The organism is Bacillus sp. ISL-18, assembly GCF_018613415.1.
Taxonomy (GTDB): domain Bacteria; phylum Bacillota; class Bacilli; order Bacillales; family Cytobacillaceae; genus Neobacillus.
Window position 1 is genome coordinate 64078 of record NZ_JAGGQG010000002.1, and the last position, 23502, is coordinate 87579.

The 23502-nt window shown below is 38.1% G+C and carries 17 protein-coding genes; 13 read left to right on the plus strand and 4 right to left on the minus strand.

The window, feature by feature from the left end; genetic code table 11:
* Positions 1-63 precede the first annotated feature (63 nt).
* Both ald and J7E81_RS00485 read right to left on the minus strand, forming a co-directional pair.
* Complete coding sequence (gene ald, locus J7E81_RS00480; RefSeq protein ID WP_215039994.1) at positions 64-1197, minus strand: alanine dehydrogenase; 1134 nt, start codon at positions 1195-1197, stop codon at positions 64-66.
* Positions 1198-1330: 133 nt separating this feature from the next.
* Positions 1331-2563 (minus strand): PucR family transcriptional regulator, encoded by a 1233-nt coding sequence (locus J7E81_RS00485; protein ID WP_215039995.1) that lies wholly within the window; start codon positions 2561-2563, stop codon positions 1331-1333.
* Between the two features lie 310 nt (positions 2564-2873).
* On the opposite strand from J7E81_RS00485, the gene alaP reads away from it, so the two are divergent.
* Complete coding sequence (alaP, locus tag J7E81_RS00490) at positions 2874-4274, plus strand: alanine permease AlaP (RefSeq protein ID WP_215039997.1); 1401 nt, start codon at positions 2874-2876, stop codon at positions 4272-4274.
* A 97-nt stretch (positions 4275-4371) separates the two neighbouring features.
* On the opposite strand, the gene J7E81_RS00495 is transcribed toward alaP, so the two are convergent.
* Positions 4372-6327 carry a helix-turn-helix domain-containing protein gene (locus J7E81_RS00495; protein ID WP_215039999.1) on the minus strand — a complete coding sequence of 652 codons (1956 nt, stop codon included), beginning with the start codon at positions 6325-6327 and terminating at the stop codon, positions 4372-4374.
* Positions 6328-6696: 369 nt separating this feature from the next.
* On the opposite strand from J7E81_RS00495, the gene J7E81_RS00500 reads away from it, so the two are divergent.
* The 8 genes from J7E81_RS00500 (at position 6697) to J7E81_RS00535 (ending at position 15093) form a co-directional block, all read left to right on the plus strand.
* Positions 6697-7932 (plus strand): MFS transporter, encoded by a 1236-nt coding sequence (locus J7E81_RS00500; protein WP_215040002.1) that lies wholly within the window; start codon positions 6697-6699, stop codon positions 7930-7932.
* Positions 7933-7992: 60 nt separating this feature from the next.
* Entirely contained in the window at positions 7993-9420 is a 1428-nt protein-coding gene (locus J7E81_RS00505) for an amidohydrolase (RefSeq protein WP_215040004.1), read from the plus strand.
* Positions 9421-9630: 210 nt separating this feature from the next.
* Positions 9631-11523, plus strand: coding sequence for a XylR N-terminal domain-containing protein (locus J7E81_RS00510; protein WP_215040006.1), 1893 nt, complete (start codon positions 9631-9633; stop codon positions 11521-11523).
* A gap of 309 nt (positions 11524-11832) precedes the next feature.
* The gene (locus J7E81_RS00515; protein WP_215040008.1) at positions 11833-12588 is read left to right on the plus strand and encodes an SDR family NAD(P)-dependent oxidoreductase; all 756 of its coding nucleotides are present in this window, start codon (positions 11833-11835) and stop codon (positions 12586-12588) included.
* Positions 12589-12689: 101 nt separating this feature from the next.
* Positions 12690-13817, plus strand: a complete 1128-nt coding sequence (locus J7E81_RS00520) for an acyl-CoA dehydrogenase family protein (RefSeq protein WP_215040010.1) — start codon at positions 12690-12692, stop codon at positions 13815-13817.
* Positions 13818-13904: 87 nt separating this feature from the next.
* The gene (locus J7E81_RS00525) at positions 13905-14192 is read left to right on the plus strand and encodes a hypothetical protein (protein ID WP_215040012.1); all 288 of its coding nucleotides are present in this window, start codon (positions 13905-13907) and stop codon (positions 14190-14192) included.
* 35 nt (positions 14193-14227) lie between these two features.
* A complete protein-coding gene (locus J7E81_RS00530) occupies positions 14228-14716 on the plus strand; it encodes a flavin reductase family protein (protein ID WP_215040014.1) in 489 nt (162 codons plus the stop codon).
* Positions 14717-14730: 14 nt separating this feature from the next.
* Positions 14731-15093 carry a hypothetical protein gene (locus J7E81_RS00535; RefSeq protein ID WP_215040015.1) on the plus strand — a complete coding sequence of 121 codons (363 nt, stop codon included), beginning with the start codon at positions 14731-14733 and terminating at the stop codon, positions 15091-15093.
* 103 nt (positions 15094-15196) lie between these two features.
* Here the strand turns inward: J7E81_RS00535 and J7E81_RS00540 are convergent, their stop codons facing one another.
* Positions 15197-17128 (minus strand): XylR N-terminal domain-containing protein, encoded by a 1932-nt coding sequence (locus J7E81_RS00540; RefSeq protein WP_215040017.1) that lies wholly within the window; start codon positions 17126-17128, stop codon positions 15197-15199.
* Positions 17129-17395: 267 nt separating this feature from the next.
* Here J7E81_RS00540 and J7E81_RS00545 point away from each other — a divergent pair, with 267 nt between their 5' ends.
* The 4 genes from J7E81_RS00545 (at position 17396) to J7E81_RS00560 (ending at position 23374) form a co-directional block, all read left to right on the plus strand.
* On the plus strand, positions 17396-18718 hold the full coding sequence (locus J7E81_RS00545) for an MFS transporter (RefSeq protein WP_215040019.1): 1323 nt from the start codon (positions 17396-17398) through the stop codon (positions 18716-18718).
* A 445-nt stretch (positions 18719-19163) separates the two neighbouring features.
* Positions 19164-20540, plus strand: a complete 1377-nt coding sequence (locus J7E81_RS00550; protein WP_215040021.1) for a hypothetical protein — start codon at positions 19164-19166, stop codon at positions 20538-20540.
* A gap of 31 nt (positions 20541-20571) precedes the next feature.
* The gene (locus tag J7E81_RS00555; protein ID WP_251028383.1) at positions 20572-21807 is read left to right on the plus strand and encodes a dipeptidase; all 1236 of its coding nucleotides are present in this window, start codon (positions 20572-20574) and stop codon (positions 21805-21807) included.
* Positions 21808-22096: 289 nt separating this feature from the next.
* The gene (locus J7E81_RS00560) at positions 22097-23374 is read left to right on the plus strand and encodes a Rieske 2Fe-2S domain-containing protein (protein WP_215040023.1); all 1278 of its coding nucleotides are present in this window, start codon (positions 22097-22099) and stop codon (positions 23372-23374) included.
* The last annotated feature ends 128 nt before the right edge of the window (positions 23375-23502 follow it).

The following is a 23502-nucleotide window of genomic DNA, read 5'->3' on the forward strand; positions in this document are numbered from 1 at the left end:
AAAGGCAGCTATCAATTGATAGCTGCCCTTTGTTTTATCTACATTATGTTTGATAATTTATATTTAGATTGAAGCAAGTTCCTTTACCAATGCTTCTTCTACCGGTACATATGGATAATCTAAATCCTTTGCCACTGCTTCATAAGTAATTTCTCCATTTGCCACATTTACGCCAAGTTTTAAAGCTGCATTTTCTGAAATAGCTTTTAATACCCCTTTATTAGCAATTTGTAATGCGTAGGGAACGGTTACATTTGTCAGGGCAATGGTAGATGTTCTAGGAACCGCACCAGGCATGTTGGCCACTGAATAGTGAACCACCCCATGTTTTACAAAAGTAGGGTTATCATGTGTTGTTACATGGTCACTAGTTTCGACAATTCCACCTTGGTCAATCGCAACATCGACAATAACAGAAACTGGCTTCATTGATTTCACCATGTCTTCTGTTACTAGCTTTGGAGCCTTAGCTCCTGGAATTAACACAGCTCCAATGAAAAGATCAGCTTCCGCAACCGCCTCTGCGATATTAAATGGATTAGACATGAGCGTTTTAACTTGATTTCCAAAGATATCATCAAGCTGGCGTAAACGGTCCGCACTTAAATCGATGATTGTCACATCTGCACCTAGACCAATGGCCATCTTTGCTGCATTCGTTCCGACAATACCACCGCCGAGAATGGTTACCTTACCACGATTAACACCTGGAACACCAGCTAAAAGGATTCCTTGACCTCCGTTATTCTTTTGTAAAAATTGTGCACCAATTTGTGCAGCCATACGTCCTGCAACTTCACTCATTGGAGTTAACAGCGGCAGGGTGTTATTGACGGAGACTGTTTCATAGGCAATGGCAAGTACACCTTTATCTTTTAGTGCTTGTGCAAGTGCAGGTTCTGCAGCAAGGTGTAAATAAGTAAATAAGATTAATCCTTCGCGGAAATACTGATATTCACTTTCTAAAGGCTCTTTTACCTTCATAATCATTTCTGATTTTGACCAGACATCTTTACGATCTTCTATAATTTTCGCGCCAGCCTCTAAATATTGTTCATTAGTGAAACCGCTTCCATTTCCAGCGTCCTTTTCGATTAATACCGTATGACCAGCTTTAACTAATGTAACCACACCTGCTGGAGTAAGTGCTACACGACTTTCGTTATTTTTAATCTCTTTAGGTACACCAATAAACATATCTAAATTCCTCCCTAATACTGTAAAATATCCTTGCTATGGGTAAAGTATAAGACGTTTTTTGCAAAAATACTTTGTTTAGAAAGGAAAAAATTTTTTATCCCTTTTGGGGATTTTCACAAAATGTTCATATCTATTTGTATTTCTCAAGCTTTAGGTCAAGATACAGAAGCATTTTCTGGTTTGGATCTTTGAGATTCACATCGCCAATTTCAGAGATACGCTTTAGCCGATAATTAAGGGTGTTGGCATGAACATTTAGTTCCTTAGCGGCATCATTTATATTGTTATCTTTATTTAAGAAGACTTCTAGTGTTTCAACTAAATTACTATGATGTTTCTGGTCATATTCTTGCAGTTTTTTTAATGAATCATTTTCATATGCTTCACTTTGTCTTTTTTCCAAAATGAGTTCAAATAGTTGGTAAATCCCCAGCTTGTGATAATTAAAAATATTTTCTGTTTCGAATGGGAATTTTTCTTTAATTGTTAAAACTTTTAATGTTTCCTGATAGGCTTGGCCGATTTTTTGATAATCTGCATAAATGCTGCTGTATACAGGAGTGATTCCCTTGATATCGTACCGCTCGTTCATGGTTAATACAAAAGTTTGGACAAAGCGATTAAATTCCTGATAAGGCTCTTTAATAGTATCAGCAGAGAGTAAGATGATTAATTGATTACAGTCAATGGTATAAAGCAGAATTTTCATTAGTTGGCCTGTTTTTAATAAATACGAGATGTTTTGCTCTACTTTATTTGTTATGTTTTCAGGAAATTGAAATACTGCAATAGCAAAAGAAGCTGAGGGTGTAATTTTTAGCGCCTGAAATCGTTCATATATTTCCCTTTCACCTTTCAAATGTCCTGTTAGTAGTTTCCAAAAGAATTCCTGCGAATGTTCTTCCTTTTTATTTTTTCTGGTTTGAAGCTGTAAAAGTTTATTTTTTGCGGAATCTGCTGCTTTTTTGAGTAAGTCAAAATCTTTTTCTGTTAAGATCTTGTCAATCTCGATCGCCCAAATAAAGCCTAATACTTCATCTTGTTTCCAAATAGAGATAGCCACTCGATTATGAAGTCCGATCTCATCCATATTTTTAACTCGTACTGGTTCACGAGTTTGCAGCAGTGCAGGAATGGTTCCTTCTTTCCATAATTGATTGATCACTTTTTCAGGCACTCTTCTTCCAATGATGGTATAGATCCTTGCAGGATCTGTCCGTTCATCATGTGTGCTATAAGCAAGTAGTCGATGGTTTGCATCCTCAATCGTAATGGGGCAATTTAAAACTTGGCTTATCAGATCAACAAATTCTTCTAAACTATCAAAAGCCGCTTTAAATGGATCATGGTGTCTAGTATTCAAAATAGTAACCTCCAGAAAATCTGTCAGGATAAGATTATATGCTTTAGTATAATTCTACAAAAAGTTACGGTAAATTTCTCGTTTTTCAACAAAAAAAGATTGTTCACAAAAATGTTAAAATTATGTCAGAAAATGTTCTAAAAAAATTAAATAAATTTGAAAACGCTAACAATTTGAAAAAGGGGAGGATATGCTGTCGCATAATTTACGGATAAGTAGTATCATATTTATTCATAAATTATTTTATTTAAAGTCATGAACAAGTGGATGCATGGGGAAATTGAAGTTTTGATCAGGAGGAGATTCATAGATGAGTAAAGGCACTCAGGACAAAGAACTTCATCGCGGTTTAGAGGAAAGACATATAACGTTAATGTCTCTCGGCGCAGCTATTGGGGTAGGATTATTTCTTGGTTCAGCGTCAGCTATTAAAATGGCGGGACCAGGTATCTTAGTCGGTTACGCATTTAGTGGGTTAATCATGTTTTTAATAATGAGAGCCTTAGGGGAAATGGCTATTCAAAAGCCGGTAGCAGGGTCATTTAGTAAATATGCTCGCGATTATTTAGGACCGCTGGCTGGGTACATAACAGGTTGGAATTATTGGTTTTTATGGGTTGTTACCTGTATGGCGGAAATTACAGCCATTGGTATCTATATGGAGTACTGGTTTCCGTCTGTTCCAAGATGGATTTGGGCGTTGGCGGCACTAGTCATCATGGCGGGAGTAAACTTTCTTGCTGTTAAAGCCTATGGGGAATTAGAATTTTGGTTTGCTTTAATTAAGATTGTTACCATCATCGCCATGATTCTCATCGGGGCCGGGATGATTATCTTTGGACTTGGTAATGGTGGAATGGCAACGGGTATCAAGAATTTATGGGAACATGGAGGTTTCTTCCCGAATGGGATAAAAGGTGTGCTATTATCCTTGCAAATGGTTATGTTTGCCTACCTGGGAATTGAAATGATTGGCGTTACAGCAGGAGAAGTGAAAAATCCTCAAAAGTCGCTTGCACGTGCAATCGATACAGTATTTTGGCGGATTCTTCTCTTCTATGTGGGGGCATTATTTGTGATTATGGCGATTTATCCATGGGAAGAAATTGGTACAAAAGGCAGTCCGTTTGTCCTTACTTTTGAAAAAATTGGTATCCCAGGGGCAGCGGGAATTATAAACTTTGTTGTTCTAACTGCTGCTCTTTCATCTTGTAATAGTGGTATTTTTAGTACTGCACGGATGCTATTTAACCTGGCAGAGCATGGGGAGGCCCCTAAAAACTTTGGGAAAATTACAAAAAGCGGGGTTCCTGGAATAGCCGTCCTTGCTTCGGCAGCTGCTCTATTAATTGGTGTGGTCCTTAACTATATTGTTCCTGCAAAGGTCTTTACTTGGGTGACGAGTATTGCGACGTTTGGGGCCATTTGGACTTGGGGAGTCATTCTTTTATCACAAATTCGCTATCGTAAAACCCTAGATATGCGGGAAGTTAAGGCTCTTAAATATAAAATGCCGCTATTCCCCTTTACATCTTATCTAGCTCTAGCCTTTTTAGCGTTTGTAATTGGTTTAATGGCTTATAATTCTGATACGAGAATTGCCATAGTTATTGGTCCATTATTTCTTGTCTTCCTAGTGGCGGTTTATTATATAAAAGGCTTCCATAAAAGAGATAATATAAAAACCACTGTGAAAAAACGAATTATATAAAGAGAATGGAGCAGCAAGTCTATGATGGACTTGCTGTTTTTTTTGCGGAAATCGGAGACTCACAAAAATTTTAACCACCAATACTAGGAAATTGGCTCTAATACTTTTCACTCAAATAACACGCCAATAGTACCGTTAGCCAATCCTCCGGGTCGTTGAGGTCAACCTCTAGTGCGTCCTCAATTTTCCTTAATCGATGGTAAAGTGTATTTGAGTGAATATGCAACCGGTCTGCTGTCATAGAAACCGAACGATTGGTATCTATGTATGTTTTAAGTGTTAACTCCAAGTCGCCGGCTTTCGCCTTTGGTGATTGGAGTGAAGATAAAACTTCCAAGATAAACTGCTCAATATCCTTAGGATCTTGATTTAAAAATAATCGGTTAATCCCAATTTTTTCATATTGCAATATACCGGAAATATCTCGATTTAAGAGATAGGATAGTGATTTATTAGCTTCCTCAGCACTTTTCGCAATATACTCAAGACCCGTATAAAATCTTCCCACCCCACCGCGGAGGACCGTTGAACGGTTATTTTTCCACAGGCTTCCACCTGCTTTTATTTTTGTAATAATGTTCTCCCGGCCCGCCTCATTCTCAGCATGAATGATCATGGTTACTTTATTTTGAAAACCGAAGAGAAGATGGTCAGACTGTTTAAGCGCTTTATTAAGGGAAGCGATTAGCTGTCTCATATGAGTCTCCCGTTTCTGTATGTTATCACCCTTTTCCTTAATCTGTAATACAGCCACAAAAAAGGGCTTCTCAGGAGATAGACCATATTCTTTCGATTGATCCATTAGTAATTTTGGTTCACGATATAGTAAGAGCTCATTAAAAAACTCATAGATTTTTTCATAATACATATCTGTCAATGAGTAAGTATTAACCATTTTTAGAGCTACTAAAGCTCCAGCCTGCTCTAACACGACCGTATCAAGAGGATGTAAAGACCTACGTAACTCAACTGTAAAATAGCCAATTGGAAAACCCTCATTTGCAATTGGATACAAATGGAAGTCTATTTCGTTAGCCGTAATCGATAAAGTTTTCACCCCATTTCCCAAATCCTCAGATAGTATCGTATCTTCAAGTTGTAAAAGTTTATCTGAGGAACGTGGTTGCCATTCGTTTTTGGTTAAATCGAAAAGAAAAACCGGCAGACCAACCAGGCGTTCAACCGTTTGCACGATCTTTACCAAATCGGCATTTTTCAAAGAAAGGTTAGTAAAAACTTCATGAATTTGATTCCGTTTTATCAAATATTCATTTTTTTCACGGAGCTCGGAAAATAGCCTGGCATTCGATATGGCGATTGCCGCCTGATCGGCAAAGCCTTGTATTCGGCGTAAATCTTTGCTAGTCAGCCCTCGAGTATTTCTTTTCGTTTGGTGGACAACCATTACACCGTGCTTTTCTTTATTCATTCTGACAGGAACTGCCATTACAGGTGATATTAGTTCCGGGCCTCCAGCGGCCTTCATTAAGTTTTTATAGTTTTCCTCCTTTATATTGCTTATTCCTTCTATGACTTGTTCCGGATTGTAAATGTTCCCTTTATCATCTAGGAAAACTTTTCCGGCAATCCCCTCACCGATCTCGGTTTTAAAATCATAAATCGAGTCTCCCATGCCAATGGCTGCTTTCGGTACAAGCCTTCGAAGCTCTGGGTCATAAAGTGTAAAAAAACCTTTATCCACTATTGGAATGGCGATCAGAGCGTTTTGCATGATATTATGCAAAAGCTCATTCAAATCTAGATTTGAAGTAAGTGAATTCAAGCCTTGAAGCCATGCGTCATGCTCTTTCCAATACCGCTTAAGAGATTGCTGAACAAGCATATAATCAATCTGCATGACAAAATTCTCAGATTCCGCTTCCGAAAGCTGTTTTTCGGAGTGAATTAAGGCATGGACTGTCATTGACTCCGGAGAGTCTGTTTCAAAGGTGAACAATTGACATTTTTTTTGCGGGTCGTACCATGATGCAAAACATTTCTCATTTTGTATTTCCGGCCATTTTAATTTTTGATAAACTTGCTCCTCCTCCATAGACAGTTGAACTCCGCAAACATGAACCCAATTCATATAAGAATTTAATGTCCAAACATGTAGTGATGAACGACTGAACTTTTTTTCTATCGAGGGATTATTGTTGTTATATAACAAAGATGTTTTCTCCTTTGTTAATGAATTTTTTAAATACGTATCTTTACTATAATTACATGAATTATGTGAATACACAACTATTTTCAGAATACATTGTGTATTTAACCAGTGATTTTTTGAAAATTCTTATTTATTATTTAAATTAACTTCATTGACAAGGAGAGTGAAAAAAGTAAGGGCTTACATTTTGTGATAGCAATATGGGAAAAGGATGTATATGATGTATGTGATAATTAATAAGGAGCGTGTTGTATGAAGGATAAAATTAAGGCCCCAAATGGAAACAGTATTTTATTAGCACTTTATTTCACCTGGATTGTATCATACATTGACCGGACTACCATTAATCTTTCCATTGTACAAATGGGTAAGGATTTATCACTGGATGCTTCACAATTAGGGATTATCTTGAGTGCCTTTTTCTTTGGATATGCCTTAATGCAGATTCCCGGTGGCTGGCTTGCGGATCGTTTTGGCTCACGGAATGTAATTGTAGTAGCCATTTTGATGTGGTCCATATTTACCGCATTAACTGGCTTTTCCTGGTCGCTAACTTCATTATTTATCATCCGGCTTTTATTCGGACTAGGGGAAGGCGCGTTCCCTGCAGGTAGTACTAAGGCAATTTCTGATTATTTTTCAAAAGAGAAAAGGACGAAGGCACAATCAACAATGATGTCCTCCAATGGCCTTGGGGCAGCTATTGCACCAATTCTAGTTGCACCACTGCTCGTTTGGCTTGGGTGGCGCCATGTCTTTTTGGCTATATCAGTGCTAGGTATCATCTCAATCATTTGGTTTCTCTTTTCAACAAGAACGAAAGGTGAATTTGCTGATTCTGAAAAAGCGCAAAAGCCAAGTAAAGAAGAGTACCAAAAGCTTCTTCGAAACTCCTATGTATGGAAAGTCTTGATAATTTTCTTTTTTGTTAATATTACAAGCTGGGGCCTAATGTCGTGGATGCCTTCCTACTTGATGCAGGTTCTGGGAATCAATCTTAAATCGGTTGGATTTTTAAGCGCTATCCCTACTTTGTTCTTAACTATCGGCATGATTATTAGCGGCAGAATTATAAATAGGTTTGGTTCTTATGCAAAGGCTGGAGTTCTAACCGGTATCATTATTATGGGGATTTCGCTTTATCTGATGGCACAATCTACAACCATTTTTCAAGTTATTTTATTCCAGTCCATTGCGTTTACTTTCTTGTCATATATTTTTAGCTTCATTTTTACTCTGCCTCACCGTGCATTGGAGCCGAAAATTGTAGGTACCGCCTTTGGTATCATTAATTTTGGCGGACAAGCAGCAGGTATTTTTTCCCCAATTATAATGGGAGCACTTATTTCGGCTTCTGGTGGCTCCTATAAAAGTGCGTTCATGTTTTTAACAATATGCTGCGTAGTTGCTGGCGTGATTACATTATTTTTACCGTCTACAAAAAAACAGGCCGTCGTAGTCAATGGTGCTGAAAAAACAGTAAGCTAAATAACTTATTTGTCTTATTTATGTTTTTACAAAAGATAATTTGAAAAGAGGTAATAAGAAGTGGGAAAAAATGATATTGTAAGCTGGATTGAGGAGAACGAATCAAAATTCGTCGATGTGGCAAAACAAATTTGGAATCATCCTGAAGTGGGCTATACGGAAAGTTTCGCATCTGCCTTACAAATTAAAGTGTTGGAGGAAGCTGGTTTTACAATTACTGCCGGGGTCGGAGATATCCCAACAGCCTTTATCGCAGAATATGGTACCGGTAAACCAGTCATTGGGATCCTTGGTGAATTCGATGCACTGCCGGGGTTGTCTCAGCAAGTATGTCCGGAATATTCACCAGTTGTTCCGTATGGGCCGGGTCATGGCTGTGGACATAACTTATTAGGAACATCAGGAGTAGAGGCAGTTATTGCTCTTAAGGTGCAGATGGAAGGGGAAAAGCTTTCCGGAACAATCCGTTATTACGGCTGTCCAGCAGAGGAGTTACTTTCCGGAAAAACATATATGGCCCGATCAGGTGTATTTGATGATTTAGATTGTGCGCTGACCTGGCATCCTTGGACATATAACAGTACAGCCAATGCCAGTATGCAGGCATTAACAGCTGTTGAGTTTTTCTTTTCAGGAAGAACATCCCATGCCGGAGCGGCTCCACATCTTGGCCGCAGCGCACTGGATGCGGTTGAACTGATGAATGTAGGTGCCAATTATTTACGGGAACATGTTCCAGATGGATCTAGAATTCAATATCAGATTACAAATGGCGGGGCAGCACCAAACATAGTACCAGACGCAGCCAGTGTCTATTATTTCTTGCGCGCAAGCGACCGTAAGCAAGTAGGTGAGATAGAAGAGAGATTAATAAAAGTAGCGCAAGGGGCAGCGATGATGACTGAAACTTCTGTCCGCTGGGAGATCAAATCCAGTTGCTATGATACATTGCCAAATAAAACCCTTAATGAGCTCATGTTTAAACAAGTGGAAGCAGAAGGACAAATTACGTACACCACCGAAGAAGAGAAATTTGCCGAGGAACTCGTTCAAACAATCGATCCATCTGTTATAGCTGCAGTAAAACGTCAAATGTCGGGCAAGAATTCAGATACCCTGCTCAATTCACATTTTTATCACGATACAAATCAGTTTGGGACAACTATGGGTGGATCATCTGATGTAGGTGATGTTTCGTGGATTGCACCGTTGGGACAAATCATGACCACCTGTGCACCACTAGGGGTTCAACTGCATTCATGGCAGGCTACCGCTTCATTCGGCTCAACCATTGGCATGAAGGGAATGCATTACTCGGCAAAAATAATGGCATTATCCGCCTACGAACTGCTTCTTGATCCGAATGGTATTCTTGAAAAAGCAAAAGAAGAATTTGCTGCAAGTACAAAAGGAGTGGTATACAAGGCAGGTATTCCGGCCGAGGTGAAACCACCCGTATCAAATATGGATGCTGTTTTAGAGCATTAGTAGAAGCAAAATCAGTTGCACAAATTGTCTGCAGTTATTTTGAATAAAAGAGGAACGGACATAAATTCTGTGAGGGTTGCGTTTTCCAAGGTTTCGTAACTTCCATAAATCCGGCAATAAGCTGCAAAATGGTATTGTAAAAAACTTTGTTATTTTGTGGATAATTCAGTAAACTGTAATGAAAGAGTCTAAAATAATGAGGGTGAAATTGTGAGTATTAAAGCAAGCGATTTAAGTTTAGATCACTTTATGCGTATTTCGGAAAGAACTGGCATGAAAATGCGGGAACTTCAATTATTGCTTACGAGTGCTGATGCTCAGGGAATGCTTTGTAAAGATCTAATTACTGCCCTAGGAATTGAGCGTGCTAAGAGATTTCTACTCCGATATGGTTATCATTGTGGTGTCCATGAGGCACGTTTGTTAAAAGATTCTGTCCAATGGCAAAGCGACCTTGAATGGTTAATTGCCGGTTCCAAAATGCATCAAATTACTGGGAGAGTGTTTTCCTACCCGGAGAAATTTCGTGTGGATATGGAAAAAGGGATCTTTGATGTGGCTGGATACTGGAACGACTCCTTTGAGGCGACGCAATACTTAAAGTACTTTCCGCTGCATAATGAACCCATTTGTTATTATATGGTTGGTTATGCAAGCGGATACAATACTGAATGTATGGGGAAAAAGATTATTTTCAGAGAGACGAAATGCAGGGGTAAAGGTGATGATCACTGCTGCTATGTCGGAAAAACGTTGGAACAATGGGGAGACGAAATCAAAGACGATCTTCTGTTCTTTGAGGATGATGATATGTCTGCCGAGCTGGATCAGATGTATAGAAAAGTAGAGCAGGAAAAAGAAAAATTAAAGATTGGTTATGCCCTAAGTCGCCATTTAACGCAAGCCATGCTGCAAGGAAAAGGGTTTAAGACCTTTGCGAAGCTTTTAGGAGATAGTCTTAATTGTCCAGTTTTAATAGAAAGTAATAATTTTGAACCCCTTGCGCAGTACGGAGAAATCCCTGGGTTGGTTAATGACATGACTGTTAAAGGCCAGCAAGAGAAGATAGAAAAGGTGTTCCGGCGTAAATCGATTTTTAAAAGGGAACCGGAAAATAAACCGATAAAGTTTCTAACAACGGCCATTATGATAAAAGATAAAATACATGGTTATGTAACGATTGCTTCAGTGCAAAGATTTACTGACTTTCATTCTGACCTCCTAGAACGAACAGCCACAACAACGGCATTATACATGCAAAACGAACAGGTTGCCTTGGAAACGGAACAACGTTTAAAGGGTGATCTTCTAGAAGAGTTAATTAATAATAAAGAAGCAAAAGCAGAAGATATTCATGCTCGCCTCGCCATCCTTGGATATGATATTAGAGAGCCGCATTATGTAATTCATTTTGAAGTGAAAGAGAAAAATAAAGAGAAAGCATCCTCTTTAAATTCCGATTATTTGAAAATATACAATAAGTTTAACGATATTTTTAAATTTGTTATTAATAGAAATGGTCCTACCGCACTCATGCTTCCTAAATTAGATACAGTCCAGGCTATCATTTCTAAAAAATATATTGATGCTGAACATATGACCGTCAAAAAGTTCGGTGAAAGGCTACTAAGGGAGCTCGGGGGAAATAATCATAGGGTGTATATCGGGATTAGTGAGGAAACTAGTACCCTATCAGACTTCTATCAAAAAGCAGTAGAAGCAAAGAAAGCTGTCGAATTGGCGAAGGTAAGATCCTCTGATTCTAAAGTGGTTTTAGCAAGTGAACTGGGACATTTAACATTGTTTTTAAATGCAAGGGCTCCCGAGGAATTAGAAGCGTTTGCTATTGGAAAATTGCAAAGTCTCTTGGATTATGATGAAAAAAAGAATGCGGACCTACTTTTGACACTGTTTTACTATTCTCAAAATGAATTCAATTTACATAAAACAGCGCGAGGTATGACCATTTCTATCAGTGGAATGAGATATCGTCTTCAAAAAATAGAAGATTTACTGAACATTGACCTTTCGAATTCAAATGATCGATTTGAAATACAACTTGCACTGCAAATACTTTTATTGTTGGGGAAAATCAATCTATAGGAGAAAAGTACATGGATGAAAAATAAAAGAAAGTGATTTGCATAAAAGGGATAGTCTCATATTAAAGTATCTGGGATCCGCAAAACACCTATTTAGTAACCATTATGATCAGTTACTAGAAATCGTTCTGCGGTGACAGGTACTTTTTTTTGAGATTTCCTTTTTTTTACTTTCGGTACTAATAGTACAAAATTTATAGAATATTCAAACCTAACTTGCTGTGGTTAAAGTTTTTTAAATATTCTACTATTATTATAGTGATTATGTGAACTATAGGATTTTTATTTTTTTGAAAAGGAGAGGAATATAATGCAAATGAGTGATCAAAGAGTCGCAATCGTTACTGGAGCAAATAAAGGGCTCGGGTTAGCCATTGCTGAAAATTTTGTGAATGAAGGAAAAAAAGTCGTTTTCGTGATAAGAAACAAGGAGAATCTTGAACAAACAAAGCAGCGATTTCAACCGGAAGTCGTAGAGGAGCAAATGATGTTCATCCAATTGGATGTATCTAGTATTAACGGTATTAAAGAGGCAGTCAACCAAGTTTTAAACAAATGGGGGAGAATCGATATTCTCGTGAATAATGCAGGAATTCGATTTGAAACCCCGATAGAAGAGATCAATGAGGAAGAATGGGATCAAGTTTTATCTGTAAATTTAAAAAGCACATTCTTTTTTTCACAAGCTGTCATTCCTCCCATGAAAGAACGAGGGTGGGGACGAATCATTAATATGTCCTCAATTGGAGGACAGGCTGGTCCATTATCTTCTGGCGCTCATTATTCTGCTTCTAAAGCCGGACAAATTGCCTTGAGTAAATCCTTTGCTAGATCGTTAGCGGCTGATGGCATTACAGTTAATGCCGTTGCGCCAGCCTCTGTTCGTACACCAGAGATGGATAAAATGGATCCGGATAAATTAGCCCAAATGATAGAGACGATTCCACTCAAACGTGTCGGAGAGCCACAAGAGGTTGCTGACTTAGTATCCTATTTAGCCTCTGATTCTGGTGGATTTACCACCGGTGCCACATTTGATTTAAATGGCGGCAGGTTTATGAGATAACGCAGCCAAACGTTTCATCACTTAGATGAATCGCCTTTGTCCTATTATAGAGAACCACTAATCATTTAATGAAAATACAAAAGATGTAGGGAGGAAAAAACATGACTGTTGAAATGCAACGTAAAGACCTGCTCAATCATGTGTTAACTGAAATCCGCACCCGCCGGGACGAATTCGAGGCGAAGCGACACGTGCCTCGGGACATGGTCGAACAACTAAAGCAACTGGGTGTCTATCGTGCGCACACACCGCGTTGCTTTGGCGGCGATGCCCTCTCGCCTTCTGAGTTTCTCAAACTGATTGAGTCCATCTCCGAAGCTGACGGATCCGCCGGATGGGTAGCAAGCTTTGGCTCTGCTTCACTCTATCTTGCAGCACTCCCTAAGGATACACTCGCACGTCTTTACGCAAATGGTCCGGATGTTGCCTTCGCGGGCGGCCTGTTTCCGGTCCAGCCTGCAGAAAAGGTTGAAGGTGGCTGGCTTGTTAACGGTCTCTGGAGGTTCGCAAGTGGCTGTAAGGGTGCAGACATTCTTGGTGTCGGTATTGGCGCCGGAGAAGGTGGCAAACCACTTACCGCTGTGCTTAGACCTGAGGACGTGGAAATCATTGAGAACTGGGAAGTGATCGGGATGCGCGGAACGGGCAGCCATGACTTGCAGGTGAAAGACGCCTTTGTCTCTGACGAATGGACCTTTGTCCGTGGCGGTGTGCCTTCTATTGAAGAACCGATCTACCAATATCCATCTATCGCATATGCAGCACAGGTACTTGCAGTGGTCAATCTTGGCATAGCCCGTGCTGCGCTTGATGAAGTGACTCAGATGGCCGGTGGCCGTTCGAGCATTACTGGCGCACCGAAGATGGCTGATCGTGCTTACTTACGAATTTCTTTAGCAAAGGCAGAAGCATCATTAAGATCAGCCCGCGCTTTCTTCTATGAGACCACTGATTCCGTTTGGGCTTCGATCCTACGGGGTGACGGTGTTTCTCCTGAACAAACAAGTATGCTGCGCCTGGCGGCCACTCAAGTTGCCCGTGAAGGTGCAAGCGCTGTGCAGTCAGCCTACCTGCTTTCGGGCACCGCCGCGATCTACGATGGGCACCCAATTCAGCGTTATCTGCGCGACGCGATGGTCGTGACACAGCACGCATTCCTCAATGAAAGCATGTACGAAGGAGCCGGATCGGTATTACTGGGTGTGCCGCCGATGCGTGGTTACATCTGATCCTGCTAATCAATACCGGAGCCTAGATCTCCAATCTGCATAGAACAGCATGTTTTCAAAATATAGAAACGAGGTGTTTAAAGTAAAATGGAGCGAAATTTAAGCGTTGTTAAGGAACCATTATATTTCAATCTTCCTGACAAAAATTTCTTTGATCTATGTAATGTCCGTTATGGGATCAACAGGGGTGTCTATAATGTGATCGATCATTGGTTCTTTCTCAATGGATTTCAAGATATTAAATCAAGAAGGGGTACCATTCTTAAATTTTTAACTTTTTTGCATAAACATCAAATTAAAAAGTTTGGTAAAGGCGGAGTTAAAAAAAGTCTGGAATTATTTTTGGCAAATCGAAGGGCAAAAGAGGTAGGTTGACTCTTGGGAAAAATTATTCTATAGGAGGAAAGTACATGGATCCGCGTCAATTTAGAAACACACTTGGACATTTTGCAACTGGGGTAACGGTTATTACAACTAAGAAAGAAGAAGAATTAATTGGTTTAACAGCTAATGCATTCTCATCGCTTTCATTAGACCCGCCGTTAATCCTAGTTTGTATTGATAAAAAGGCTGGTAGTTTATCGGCTTTTAAACAGGGGCATTCCTTTGTCGTTAACATTCTTCAGGAAGGACAGGAAGAAGAATGCTGGAGATTCGCAAAAAGATCAGAAGATAAGTTTGCGAATTCAAGTTATACCTTATCAAGTCATGGCATTCCTGTTTTAAATGATAATCTTGCTACGCTTGAATGCACCATAGCGGAACTCCTTGAAGGAGGGGACCACATTATTGTAACAGGGAAGGTTGAAGCCGTTTCTTATGATGAAGAAAAGAGTCCGCTGTTATTTTTCCGTGGAAAGATTGGCCAAATGAAAAAGGAAGAACAATTAATCAAATAGAAGGAGGAATATAAATGGGAGAGATTAAGCACGGAGCACCACAAGTGCCAAGCCCGCTTCGAGTATTCATTACATTTGAATCCACAGGCTGGTTTGATACGACACAACAACAAAAGGAAAAAGAACTTTTACCACTGTTGAAAACTGTTTTAGAAGAGTGGAGAAGCAATGGCTCGGAGTTGCTTGGAACCTTCGATCGTGATATTTTAACAGCGGGTCATTCGGGCCCGACATTTTGGCACGCATGCTTTTTATACAATGTACCTAATTTGCAAACGGTTGCAGATATGACGCATTCATTTCGAGCAACAGGCCTTGACCGCTATTTTCGACTAGAAGCATCCATTGGACGACCATTTTTCTTGCTGGAACAATAAATAAATATAGAAAAGAAAACGAAGAGAAAAAGTCTTGTTTCTCTTCGTTTATATACGAAAAGAGGGGGCAGTCATGAAAGAGACAGCCCCCTCCTTATCTTTCTTAATCTAAATGAATCGATGTCAGTTTGCCAAAGGCTAGATAGATGTCTAAGGCCATTTGGACTTCACGGCGAGTAGTAGAATTCATCATATCTATGTTAAATCGCTCTTTTAAACTAGCAAGGCGATAACGCATTCCGCCAATTGAATAATTCATGCAGCGTGCTGTTTTATGCAAATTACATTCATTATACATATAAAAATAAAGAGTTTTTAATAGTTCCGTTGATTTCTCAATATCATAGGCATAGATTGGGCCTAGAATTTGATCGGCATAGTTCTCCAATTCCTTTGGATTTCGTGCATCTAATAAAATGGAAATATGTCCAATAGATGAAAATAAAATGACTTGTTGTTTCTGATTATTAAATTGAGTAATTTCCAACGCTTTTTTAGCTTGTTTATACCCTTCATGAATTTCAGTAATTTGGGTGCAAATATTACTTATTCCGATTAATAATTGGGAAGAAGGAAACTTTTTCTTAACTTCTTTCAATAGGATCTCTCCAAATTTTTTAGGACTCCAATTATGTGTAGATAAAAAGTCTTCGGAGATTAGTGCCTGAATTTGTTCAAACGAATGGGAAACGAGCATATTTTCTTTTGCAATAGCGGCATATCTTCTTAGGGTATTAGTAATAAGATCCTTTTCTACATCTAAAGATTCAGTTTGTTGATAGTCTTGATTTTGCAAGCGAAAAATAAACAAATAATGTGGTTTGTTAAGATTATATCCTAAAAAGGTTAATTTTTTCATAATGTTGGAATCTAATTTGTTCTGAAGAATGATTTCGTCTAGTAATTCCCCTTTCATTCGTTGTTCTGTATCAATCGCTGTTTTTTCATTTAAGATATGGAGAGCGCAAATATTTGCTGCCCGTTCTATTAAAGAGGATTCAAGTTCTTCAATTTCCTTCGAATTTTTAATTATTGATATATATCCATAAACATTGTTTTGGACAATAATTGGGGTAATTAACGGATAATGTAAAAGGCCATGTTCTTCTAAAAAATTTAGCTGAATGGTTATTCGATTCGTAATCATTTTATTGATTTTTTTTCTGTCAGAGGCGTTAAATATATGCTGATTTTCAACAATGTCTTTTAGAGAATAGTCGACTGCTTGTCCATATTCTGTAATTGTTTCAAAATGCTTATTGGATATAACAATGCCGTAGCCAAGGCTTCGTCCAAGTGTTTGAGCAATCGAATCTAGTCCTTTTCCTTGTAAGACAATTTGAGTTAATTGGTTACTTATCAAATTCCCGCGTTTAAGAATTTCACTTTGCCTTTCAATTCGTTTATAAGCCCTGTCTAACTCATCTCCAATATCTTCTCGTGCGTAATCAACCTCTTCTGGAGAAATTTCGTCTCCCCATAAATCCAGTGTTTTGCCTACGAAATGACAATGCGGATCACCCTTACCGATACATTCAACTTCTTTAAAAACAACTTTTTTTCCTAAAGAAGTACTGCAATAACCGCTAGCATACCCTTCTAAAAAATAGCAAACTGGCTCAGAATGAACAGGAAAATGTTGTAAGTATTGTTTGGCTTCATAAGAATTATGCCAGAAACCTTCTACGTCAAATTCTTTTGTTTCTGGATTAATATTGGCCTTTATGGGAACGGATGTGGATCGGCCTGATAAACCATGCATGGTAACACCGCCCATGATCCATTCCTTCGTATTTTCCCAATTAAACATATTTTTTAACATCATGGCCTCATGTTTCCCACACTGATATCCATAACGTAATAAAAAATGTTTTGCTCGTTCAATTCCGAGTGCTAAAACTAAATCCTTGATTAAGGCTCCCCAAGCATCTGCACTAGAAATAAACATTCTTTGAGACTGTAGAAAGTTATTCTTCTTGGTATCAACGCCAAATAAATCGCTTAAGGTAATAGTGTTTGCTTTTATTGTAGACATTGGAAACCTCCTATAAAAATAAGGTTATCATAAACTATCACTCATTATTATATTACACATTGGTACAGAATAATTTAAATTTTCCAACAGTATATGCGGGATACAAATAGAGTGAAATCTTTGTATAATCAATTTTACAACATATCTATAGTGGAAAGGGGAGGAGTATTAAAATATAAAGTTAACCTTAATAGAAAGGCCCACATTAATAGTAAAAAGTGGGTACCCCTTGACTGCAAATGTAAGAATCTATCGGAGGTGTAAATTGTGTCTAGCAATAATTCAAATAGTATTTTAGATAAAAAAATGGCAAGAAGAGCACTAATTGGTTCTACTTCTGGTGCCATTATTGAATGGTATGATTTTTCGCTTTATGCCACTGCTTCTGCTTTAATCTTTCCCAAACTGTTTTTTCCCAATACAGATCCATTTATCGCAACAATCCTGTCATTCGCAACTTTTGCAACCGGTTTCTTAGCAAGACCAATAGGAGCTATTATTTTCGGACATTTTGGTGATCGAATCGGACGGAAGAACGCATTAATTGTTACTTTATGGATGATGGGGTTAAGCAGTGCCGCTATGGGATTAATTCCTAGCCATGCTTCTATTGGAATATGGGCTCCCATCCTGCTTGTTTTGTTGAGATTAATCCAAGGAGTTGGAGTTGGAGGAGAATGGGCAGGATCCATACTATTATCAATGGAATGGGGAAAGAAAAAGCAGCAAGGATTTATGGCAAGTATCCCAAATGCCGGGGTAGGAGCGGGGATGTTACTATCTTCAGCGGTTGTAGGATTGTGTATCACTTTAGCAGGGGACAGTTTCTACGTGTGGGGATGGAGAATTCCCTTTTTAGGAAGTTTATTGCTATTAGTTGCAGGCCTTATTATTCGCTCAAAAATTATTGAAACACCGTCATTTCGTAAAGTTCAAGAGGGCAAAACAGTATCAAAATTACCGGTTATAGATGTTATGAAACAACATCCAAAGCAGATTCTCTATACAGGTTTTGCTAAATTAGTAGAGCATACACCGTTTGTTATCTACACTACCTTTTTGATTAATTTTGCTATCAATAATTACCATGTTAGTTCGTCCTTTATGGTTAATACCAATACTTTGGCAAGTTTCTTATTATGTATTTTGATCCCATTCTTTGGGTACCTTTCTGATAAAGTTGGAATTAAACGTCTATTTATGATTGGTATCGCTGCAACATTTGTTTGGGGATTTGTTTTTGTTGGTTTAGTTGATACAGGTGCGCCGGCTTTTATCGCAACGGCCATGCTCATTTCAATGCTTCCGTTTTGTATGCTAACGGGTGCACTTCCAGCTTTAGCTTCACAGGCATTCCCTGCTCGTTTACGGTATAGTGGTGCTTCACTGGGGACACAAATCCCAGCTATCTTTGCAGGCGGTATTGCCCCGATGGTCTGTACGTATTTGATACAGGCAACTGGAAAGATTTATTCAATTGGAATTTATATAGCTATTGTGTCTATTCTGGGCTTTATAGGTACAAGTAAACTTAAGAATTTTTCAAGCGAACATGAAGGTGATGTAAGTGCTAACAATAGAAATGCTTGATATTAAATACCCCGGAAGGTGTAAAAGAATAATAGTTGTTCAGAAAATAAGGGGATTTTTCCATTAAAAAAGTTGGTTCACATTTCAGCAATTTAAAAAATATCCTTCATCAAGGCGATGAAGAATATTTTATTACAAACGAATGTTGAATTATAGGTCCTGTATGATTCGGTTGTAAAAATTATTTTTTTCCGCCTAAAAGTAAATTGTTTTAATTTCCTTCTATTAATAATATGTAAATATAAGTTTTCTGAATAATTTTTCAAAATGCGTTAATGGATATCCTTATCCGTGTGTTGTTATGAATGGATTTCAACAAAGTACGTTTTGGTTACCTAGTTTATTTAGATAAACTACTGAAAAGTAAAAATCTTATACGGTATTGTTTGTTAAACTTTATGTTGTGCTGTTCGTGGTATGTTGAAAATAAAGGGGTATAACAATCATGGGTACATTTTCTTCATGGATGGATGGGCATATATATATTCTATATGCCCTTACTTTTTCGTTTTACATGTATACGATTTTTTTTCCAAATGAAATTATCCAATACTTCCTTGGAGTAATGGCCATTATTCTCGTATTTGTCTCCTTCAAAAAAGCAAGTAAACTATTTAAAATTTTATGTATCATTTTTAGTTTAACGGGTCTGCTATTTTTTATGTATGCAGAAATCCCTATTGTTCATATTCCGCTATATATGTCCTCAAACATGTCACTGTTGGTTTTGTTAACCGTTCTACCTTTTATGACAAGTGTTGTGCATGCAGGCAGATTTGACCGAAGACTAAATGAATTAATAAAAGGGAAGGTGGGGAATTTAGGAAATTTATATATTAGGAGTTCGATGACAACCTATCTTTTAACAGTATTTATTAATATATCTGCATTAACACTATCTCAGGAAGTATTACATTCAAGTTTACAAAATATCCCGCAAAAAATAAGAAAAGTCTTTATTAGTAGGACGACACTTAGAGCTCTAGCTGTAGCATTAATCTGGAGCCCGACGGAAATAATTGTGGCAATAACAGTGGATTCCACAGGTATCAGTTATTTATCCCTAATACCATGGCTATTACTCTGTTCCTTTATTGTTATTTCTTTTGATTGGTTTATCGGGAAACAAAGGTTTCGTTCTATAACCATTGATTACGATGAAGGTATAGATCAAAGGATAAATTTCAAAAAACTGACGGTTCAAATTATAAAATTAGTAATGGCTCTAGCCATTTTTTTAATTGTTGTTGTGCTAATCGGGAGTATGTTGCACCTTAGTTTTATTTTATCTGTCTCACTTGTGATTCCAGTGTTTTCAATATGTTGGGCCCTTTTTTTGAAGAGATGGAAAAGCTTTAGGGTAATTGGTCTGAGAAATTGGCTGGAACGAACCAATAAAATGCAGAATTTTGTTGTGTTGTTTCTTTCCCTTTCTCTATTTTCCGGCGGATTAAAAGAGACTTCCTTTCAAGATGTTTTAAAACAACCATTCTTTGCCTTTAGTGATTACCCCCTTATGATTTTAATTTTTATTCAAGCTGTATTTTTGCTGGGCGGATTAATCGGTGTACATGCCATCGCTACTATTGGTGTTTTATTTGAAGTGATCCAGCCTTTAAATGGGGTAATTAATCCAATTAGTATCGCTATCGTGGTGATTACAAGTGCACTGGCAACCGCAACAGTCGGAGCTTACGGGGTTACAGTTACCATGACTTCTGCGGCAACCCAGCAAAACCCCTACAGGATTACATTAAATAATTTGCCTTTTTCCTTACTTTTTGGAGCCATTGGCATATCAATCGGATATATTCTGTTGTAATAAAATCATATGAAATTTTGGAGGAAGAAAGATGTATAAGACGCCGCAAAAAAGTAAATTGAAAAGTATAATTGTAAAAAACTTTGATGGATACCTATCCTTTCAATACTTGATACCAGGAAAACATTATAAACCATTCCAACTGCCGCAGTTAGAAAAATATCGACAGACAGAAGAAATAAAACTGAGAGAAGATCAGGAAAGGATTTTTGAAACGTTATTGAAATACTACCCAATTGTGTCCCTTAGAGATCATGGCTTTGTGGTGCCAAAGAACCAAGAAGATATTATTCCTTATTGCCGTCAGCTCCATACAGTGTATGATTACGAAGGATTAGCCTTATCTGGAATAGACGTACTATTCGAAAACTTCATGGATGGAATCTCTATTTTGACTTCAACAAATGGGTTAAAGTGGGATGACGTGATTTTAACATTAGGCATTCGATATTGTGATATTACCAAACAAAATACAGCCTATATTGCTAAAAATTATCATGATTTAACTGAGGCAAAAAAGACAAAGCGAATCGCGATTCTGCCCGCATTGGAAGCAGCAAGTATTTTAGAGAATGAAGTGGACCGTGTAGATGTTTTATATGGATTAGGGATTCGTTGCATGGGTATTACCTATAATGAAGCTAATACATTAGGAGCAGGTCTAATCGAAAAAAATGACAGTGGATTAACTAAATTTGGTTACAAAGTAGTCGAAAGGATGAATCTGCTGGGAATGGTAATCGATATCTCGCATTGTGGTGATCAGACAAGCCTGGATGTTATTGAAGCAAGTCGAGCCCCTGTCTTTATTACACATGCAGGAGCGCGTACAATCTGGAACTCACCACGAATGAAATCTGATGAGGTATTAAAAGCCTGTGCAGCTAAAGGTGGTATAATCGGTGTATGTGCAGCTCCCAATACTACGCTGTCATCCAAGAATCCTAATGAGCACAGCATTGAGTCTGTTATGGAACATTTAGAATACCTAATTGATCTTGTTGGAATTGATCATGTTGGACTTGGTCCCGATACATTTTTTGGAGACCACGTCGGACTGCAGCACGCATTTGACGATATGTTGTCCCTTAGTGAATCACATGGAGAAAGTTTTGAAGAATCTCCATATGTTAAAGGTTTAGAAAATCCGACAGAAGCAATGAAAAATATGATCAAATGGATGATTAAACATGACTATAAAATTCAAGATATTCAAAAAATTATTGGCGGTAATGCGATGCGGGTTTTAAGGGGAATTTTAAACTAAGGGGTATCAAGTAGAAAAGTACAGTTGGTCATGTATTATTTGTTTTACAGAAAAGATAAATCTTTAATAAATTACTGGAACATCTCTGTTTAGTGGAGATGTTTTTTTTTTATCAATATTTTCCGGATTTAATATTGAGTGGATGATTCCATACTGTACGAATCGGTTGTAAAAATGAAAATTTTAGACCTAAACTTAAATTGTTTTGATATGCCGGGATTTATTATCATGTAGATAGTGGAAATTGGAATTTTTGAAAAATTCACAGTATGGTTAGGGGGATTTTCACATGTTATCAAAAGAAGATAATCATTTATTAACACGCACGGGACCAGGTACACCAATGGGCGAGCTGTTTCGTAGATATTGGATTCCAGCACTAAAGTCAGATGAATTAAAAAGTGATGGTAAACCACAACGGGTCAAACTGCTTGGCGAGGAGCTAATTGCTTTTCGTGATACTAAAGGAACTGTTGGGCTAATTGAAGAAAGTTGTCCTCATCGCGGAACTTCACTTTACTATGGGATTAATGAAGGATGTGGAATCCGCTGTATGTACCACGGTTGGAAATTTGATACGAATGGCGATTGTACAGAAATCCCATCCGAAGAAGGCGATCCAAAGTTTAGGACAAAAATTAAGATAAAAAACTATCCTGTTAAAGAGGTAAAAGGGATTGTCTGGACTTATATGGGGCCGCTTGAAAAACAGCCTCCATTTCCAGAATTTTATTGGGTGGGATTGCCAGATGAAAATACAATGGCTGAACGTGTATGGCAGGAATGTAATTACGCTCAGGTAATGGAAAATGATCTAGACTATGTACATGCCGCTTTTCTTCATAAAGCACATGGAAAACAGGAAACGGGTGAAGGGATTTTAAGTACGGATTTAGGAATTGATCCTGATCATCCACTTGTGAGAAATCCGCCTGTAAAACAAGATGTTGAAGACGCAAATTATGGGAAACGCTGCGTGGCTGTCGGGATTGGGAATGAAACCGAAAATGCATTTATGGAAATTCATTATATCTTTCCATTTTATACATTCCCCCCTAGATTTGGCGGTGAGGATGGTATGTGGCACGCATTTATTCCGAGAGATGACTACAGTACATGGTCTTGGGATGTACAATTTGCCCACAATCGTCCGATTGATGTAAAAGCAAATTATGAGCGCCGCGGCTTAAAGTTAGATGAGAATTTCAAAAAACGAATTAACATTGAAAATGAGTATGAACAAAGCCGTGAGTTACAAAAAACAGGAAACTTTACCGGCATTCGCGGGATAGCCAATCAGGATCATGCTGCAACTGAAACCATGGGAGCCATAGTGGATCGTTCAAAAGAGCATCTTGGAACAAGTGATTTACCGATTATCCATATGCGACGTCTATTGCTTCAACAGGTTAAAGCTTTCCAAGCAGGAATGGAGCCGTTCCAGTTAGATAATGATTCATTAAAAACATTGTTCAGTGACGGTATCTATGATGAAAACCATAAAACTTGGCAAGAAGCCTTTCCAATGAAAGAACAGTTTCAAAAAAGTACGACAGTAAAATCTTGATAAAACTTATAGCGAAAGAAGGGGTTGGATGTCCTTAGATGAGTATTTGAAAATGATTCTAGAGGATGGGGAAATAGATATTGTCAACGTAGAACCTGCCTTTTCTTTTAATCTAGAAAGTTATGAGG

Excerpts from the sequence above, each read along its gene's own strand:
- J7E81_RS00500 (WP_215040002.1), top strand. The coding sequence starts at position 6,697 with ATGAAGGATAAAATTAAGGCCCCAAATGGAAACAGTATTTTATTAGCA.
- J7E81_RS00560 (WP_215040023.1), top strand. The coding sequence starts at position 22,097 with ATGTTATCAAAAGAAGATAATCATTTATTAACACGCACGGGACCAGGT.
- alaP (WP_215039997.1), top strand. The coding sequence starts at position 2,874 with ATGAGTAAAGGCACTCAGGACAAAGAACTTCATCGCGGTTTAGAGGAA.
- J7E81_RS00530 (WP_215040014.1), top strand. The coding sequence starts at position 14,228 with ATGGATCCGCGTCAATTTAGAAACACACTTGGACATTTTGCAACTGGG.
- J7E81_RS00540 (WP_215040017.1), bottom strand. The coding sequence starts at position 17,128 with ATGTCTACAATAAAAGCAAACACTATTACCTTAAGCGATTTATTTGGC.
- J7E81_RS00520 (WP_215040010.1), top strand. The coding sequence starts at position 12,690 with ATGACTGTTGAAATGCAACGTAAAGACCTGCTCAATCATGTGTTAACT.
- J7E81_RS00525 (WP_215040012.1), top strand. The coding sequence starts at position 13,905 with ATGGAGCGAAATTTAAGCGTTGTTAAGGAACCATTATATTTCAATCTT.
- ald (WP_215039994.1), bottom strand. The coding sequence starts at position 1,197 with ATGTTTATTGGTGTACCTAAAGAGATTAAAAATAACGAAAGTCGTGTA.
- J7E81_RS00535 (WP_215040015.1), top strand. The coding sequence starts at position 14,731 with ATGGGAGAGATTAAGCACGGAGCACCACAAGTGCCAAGCCCGCTTCGA.
- J7E81_RS00555 (WP_251028383.1), top strand. The coding sequence starts at position 20,572 with ATGTATAAGACGCCGCAAAAAAGTAAATTGAAAAGTATAATTGTAAAA.
- J7E81_RS00515 (WP_215040008.1), top strand. The coding sequence starts at position 11,833 with ATGCAAATGAGTGATCAAAGAGTCGCAATCGTTACTGGAGCAAATAAA.
- J7E81_RS00495 (WP_215039999.1), bottom strand. The coding sequence starts at position 6,327 with ATGGAGGAGGAGCAAGTTTATCAAAAATTAAAATGGCCGGAAATACAA.
- J7E81_RS00550 (WP_215040021.1), top strand. The coding sequence starts at position 19,164 with ATGGGTACATTTTCTTCATGGATGGATGGGCATATATATATTCTATAT.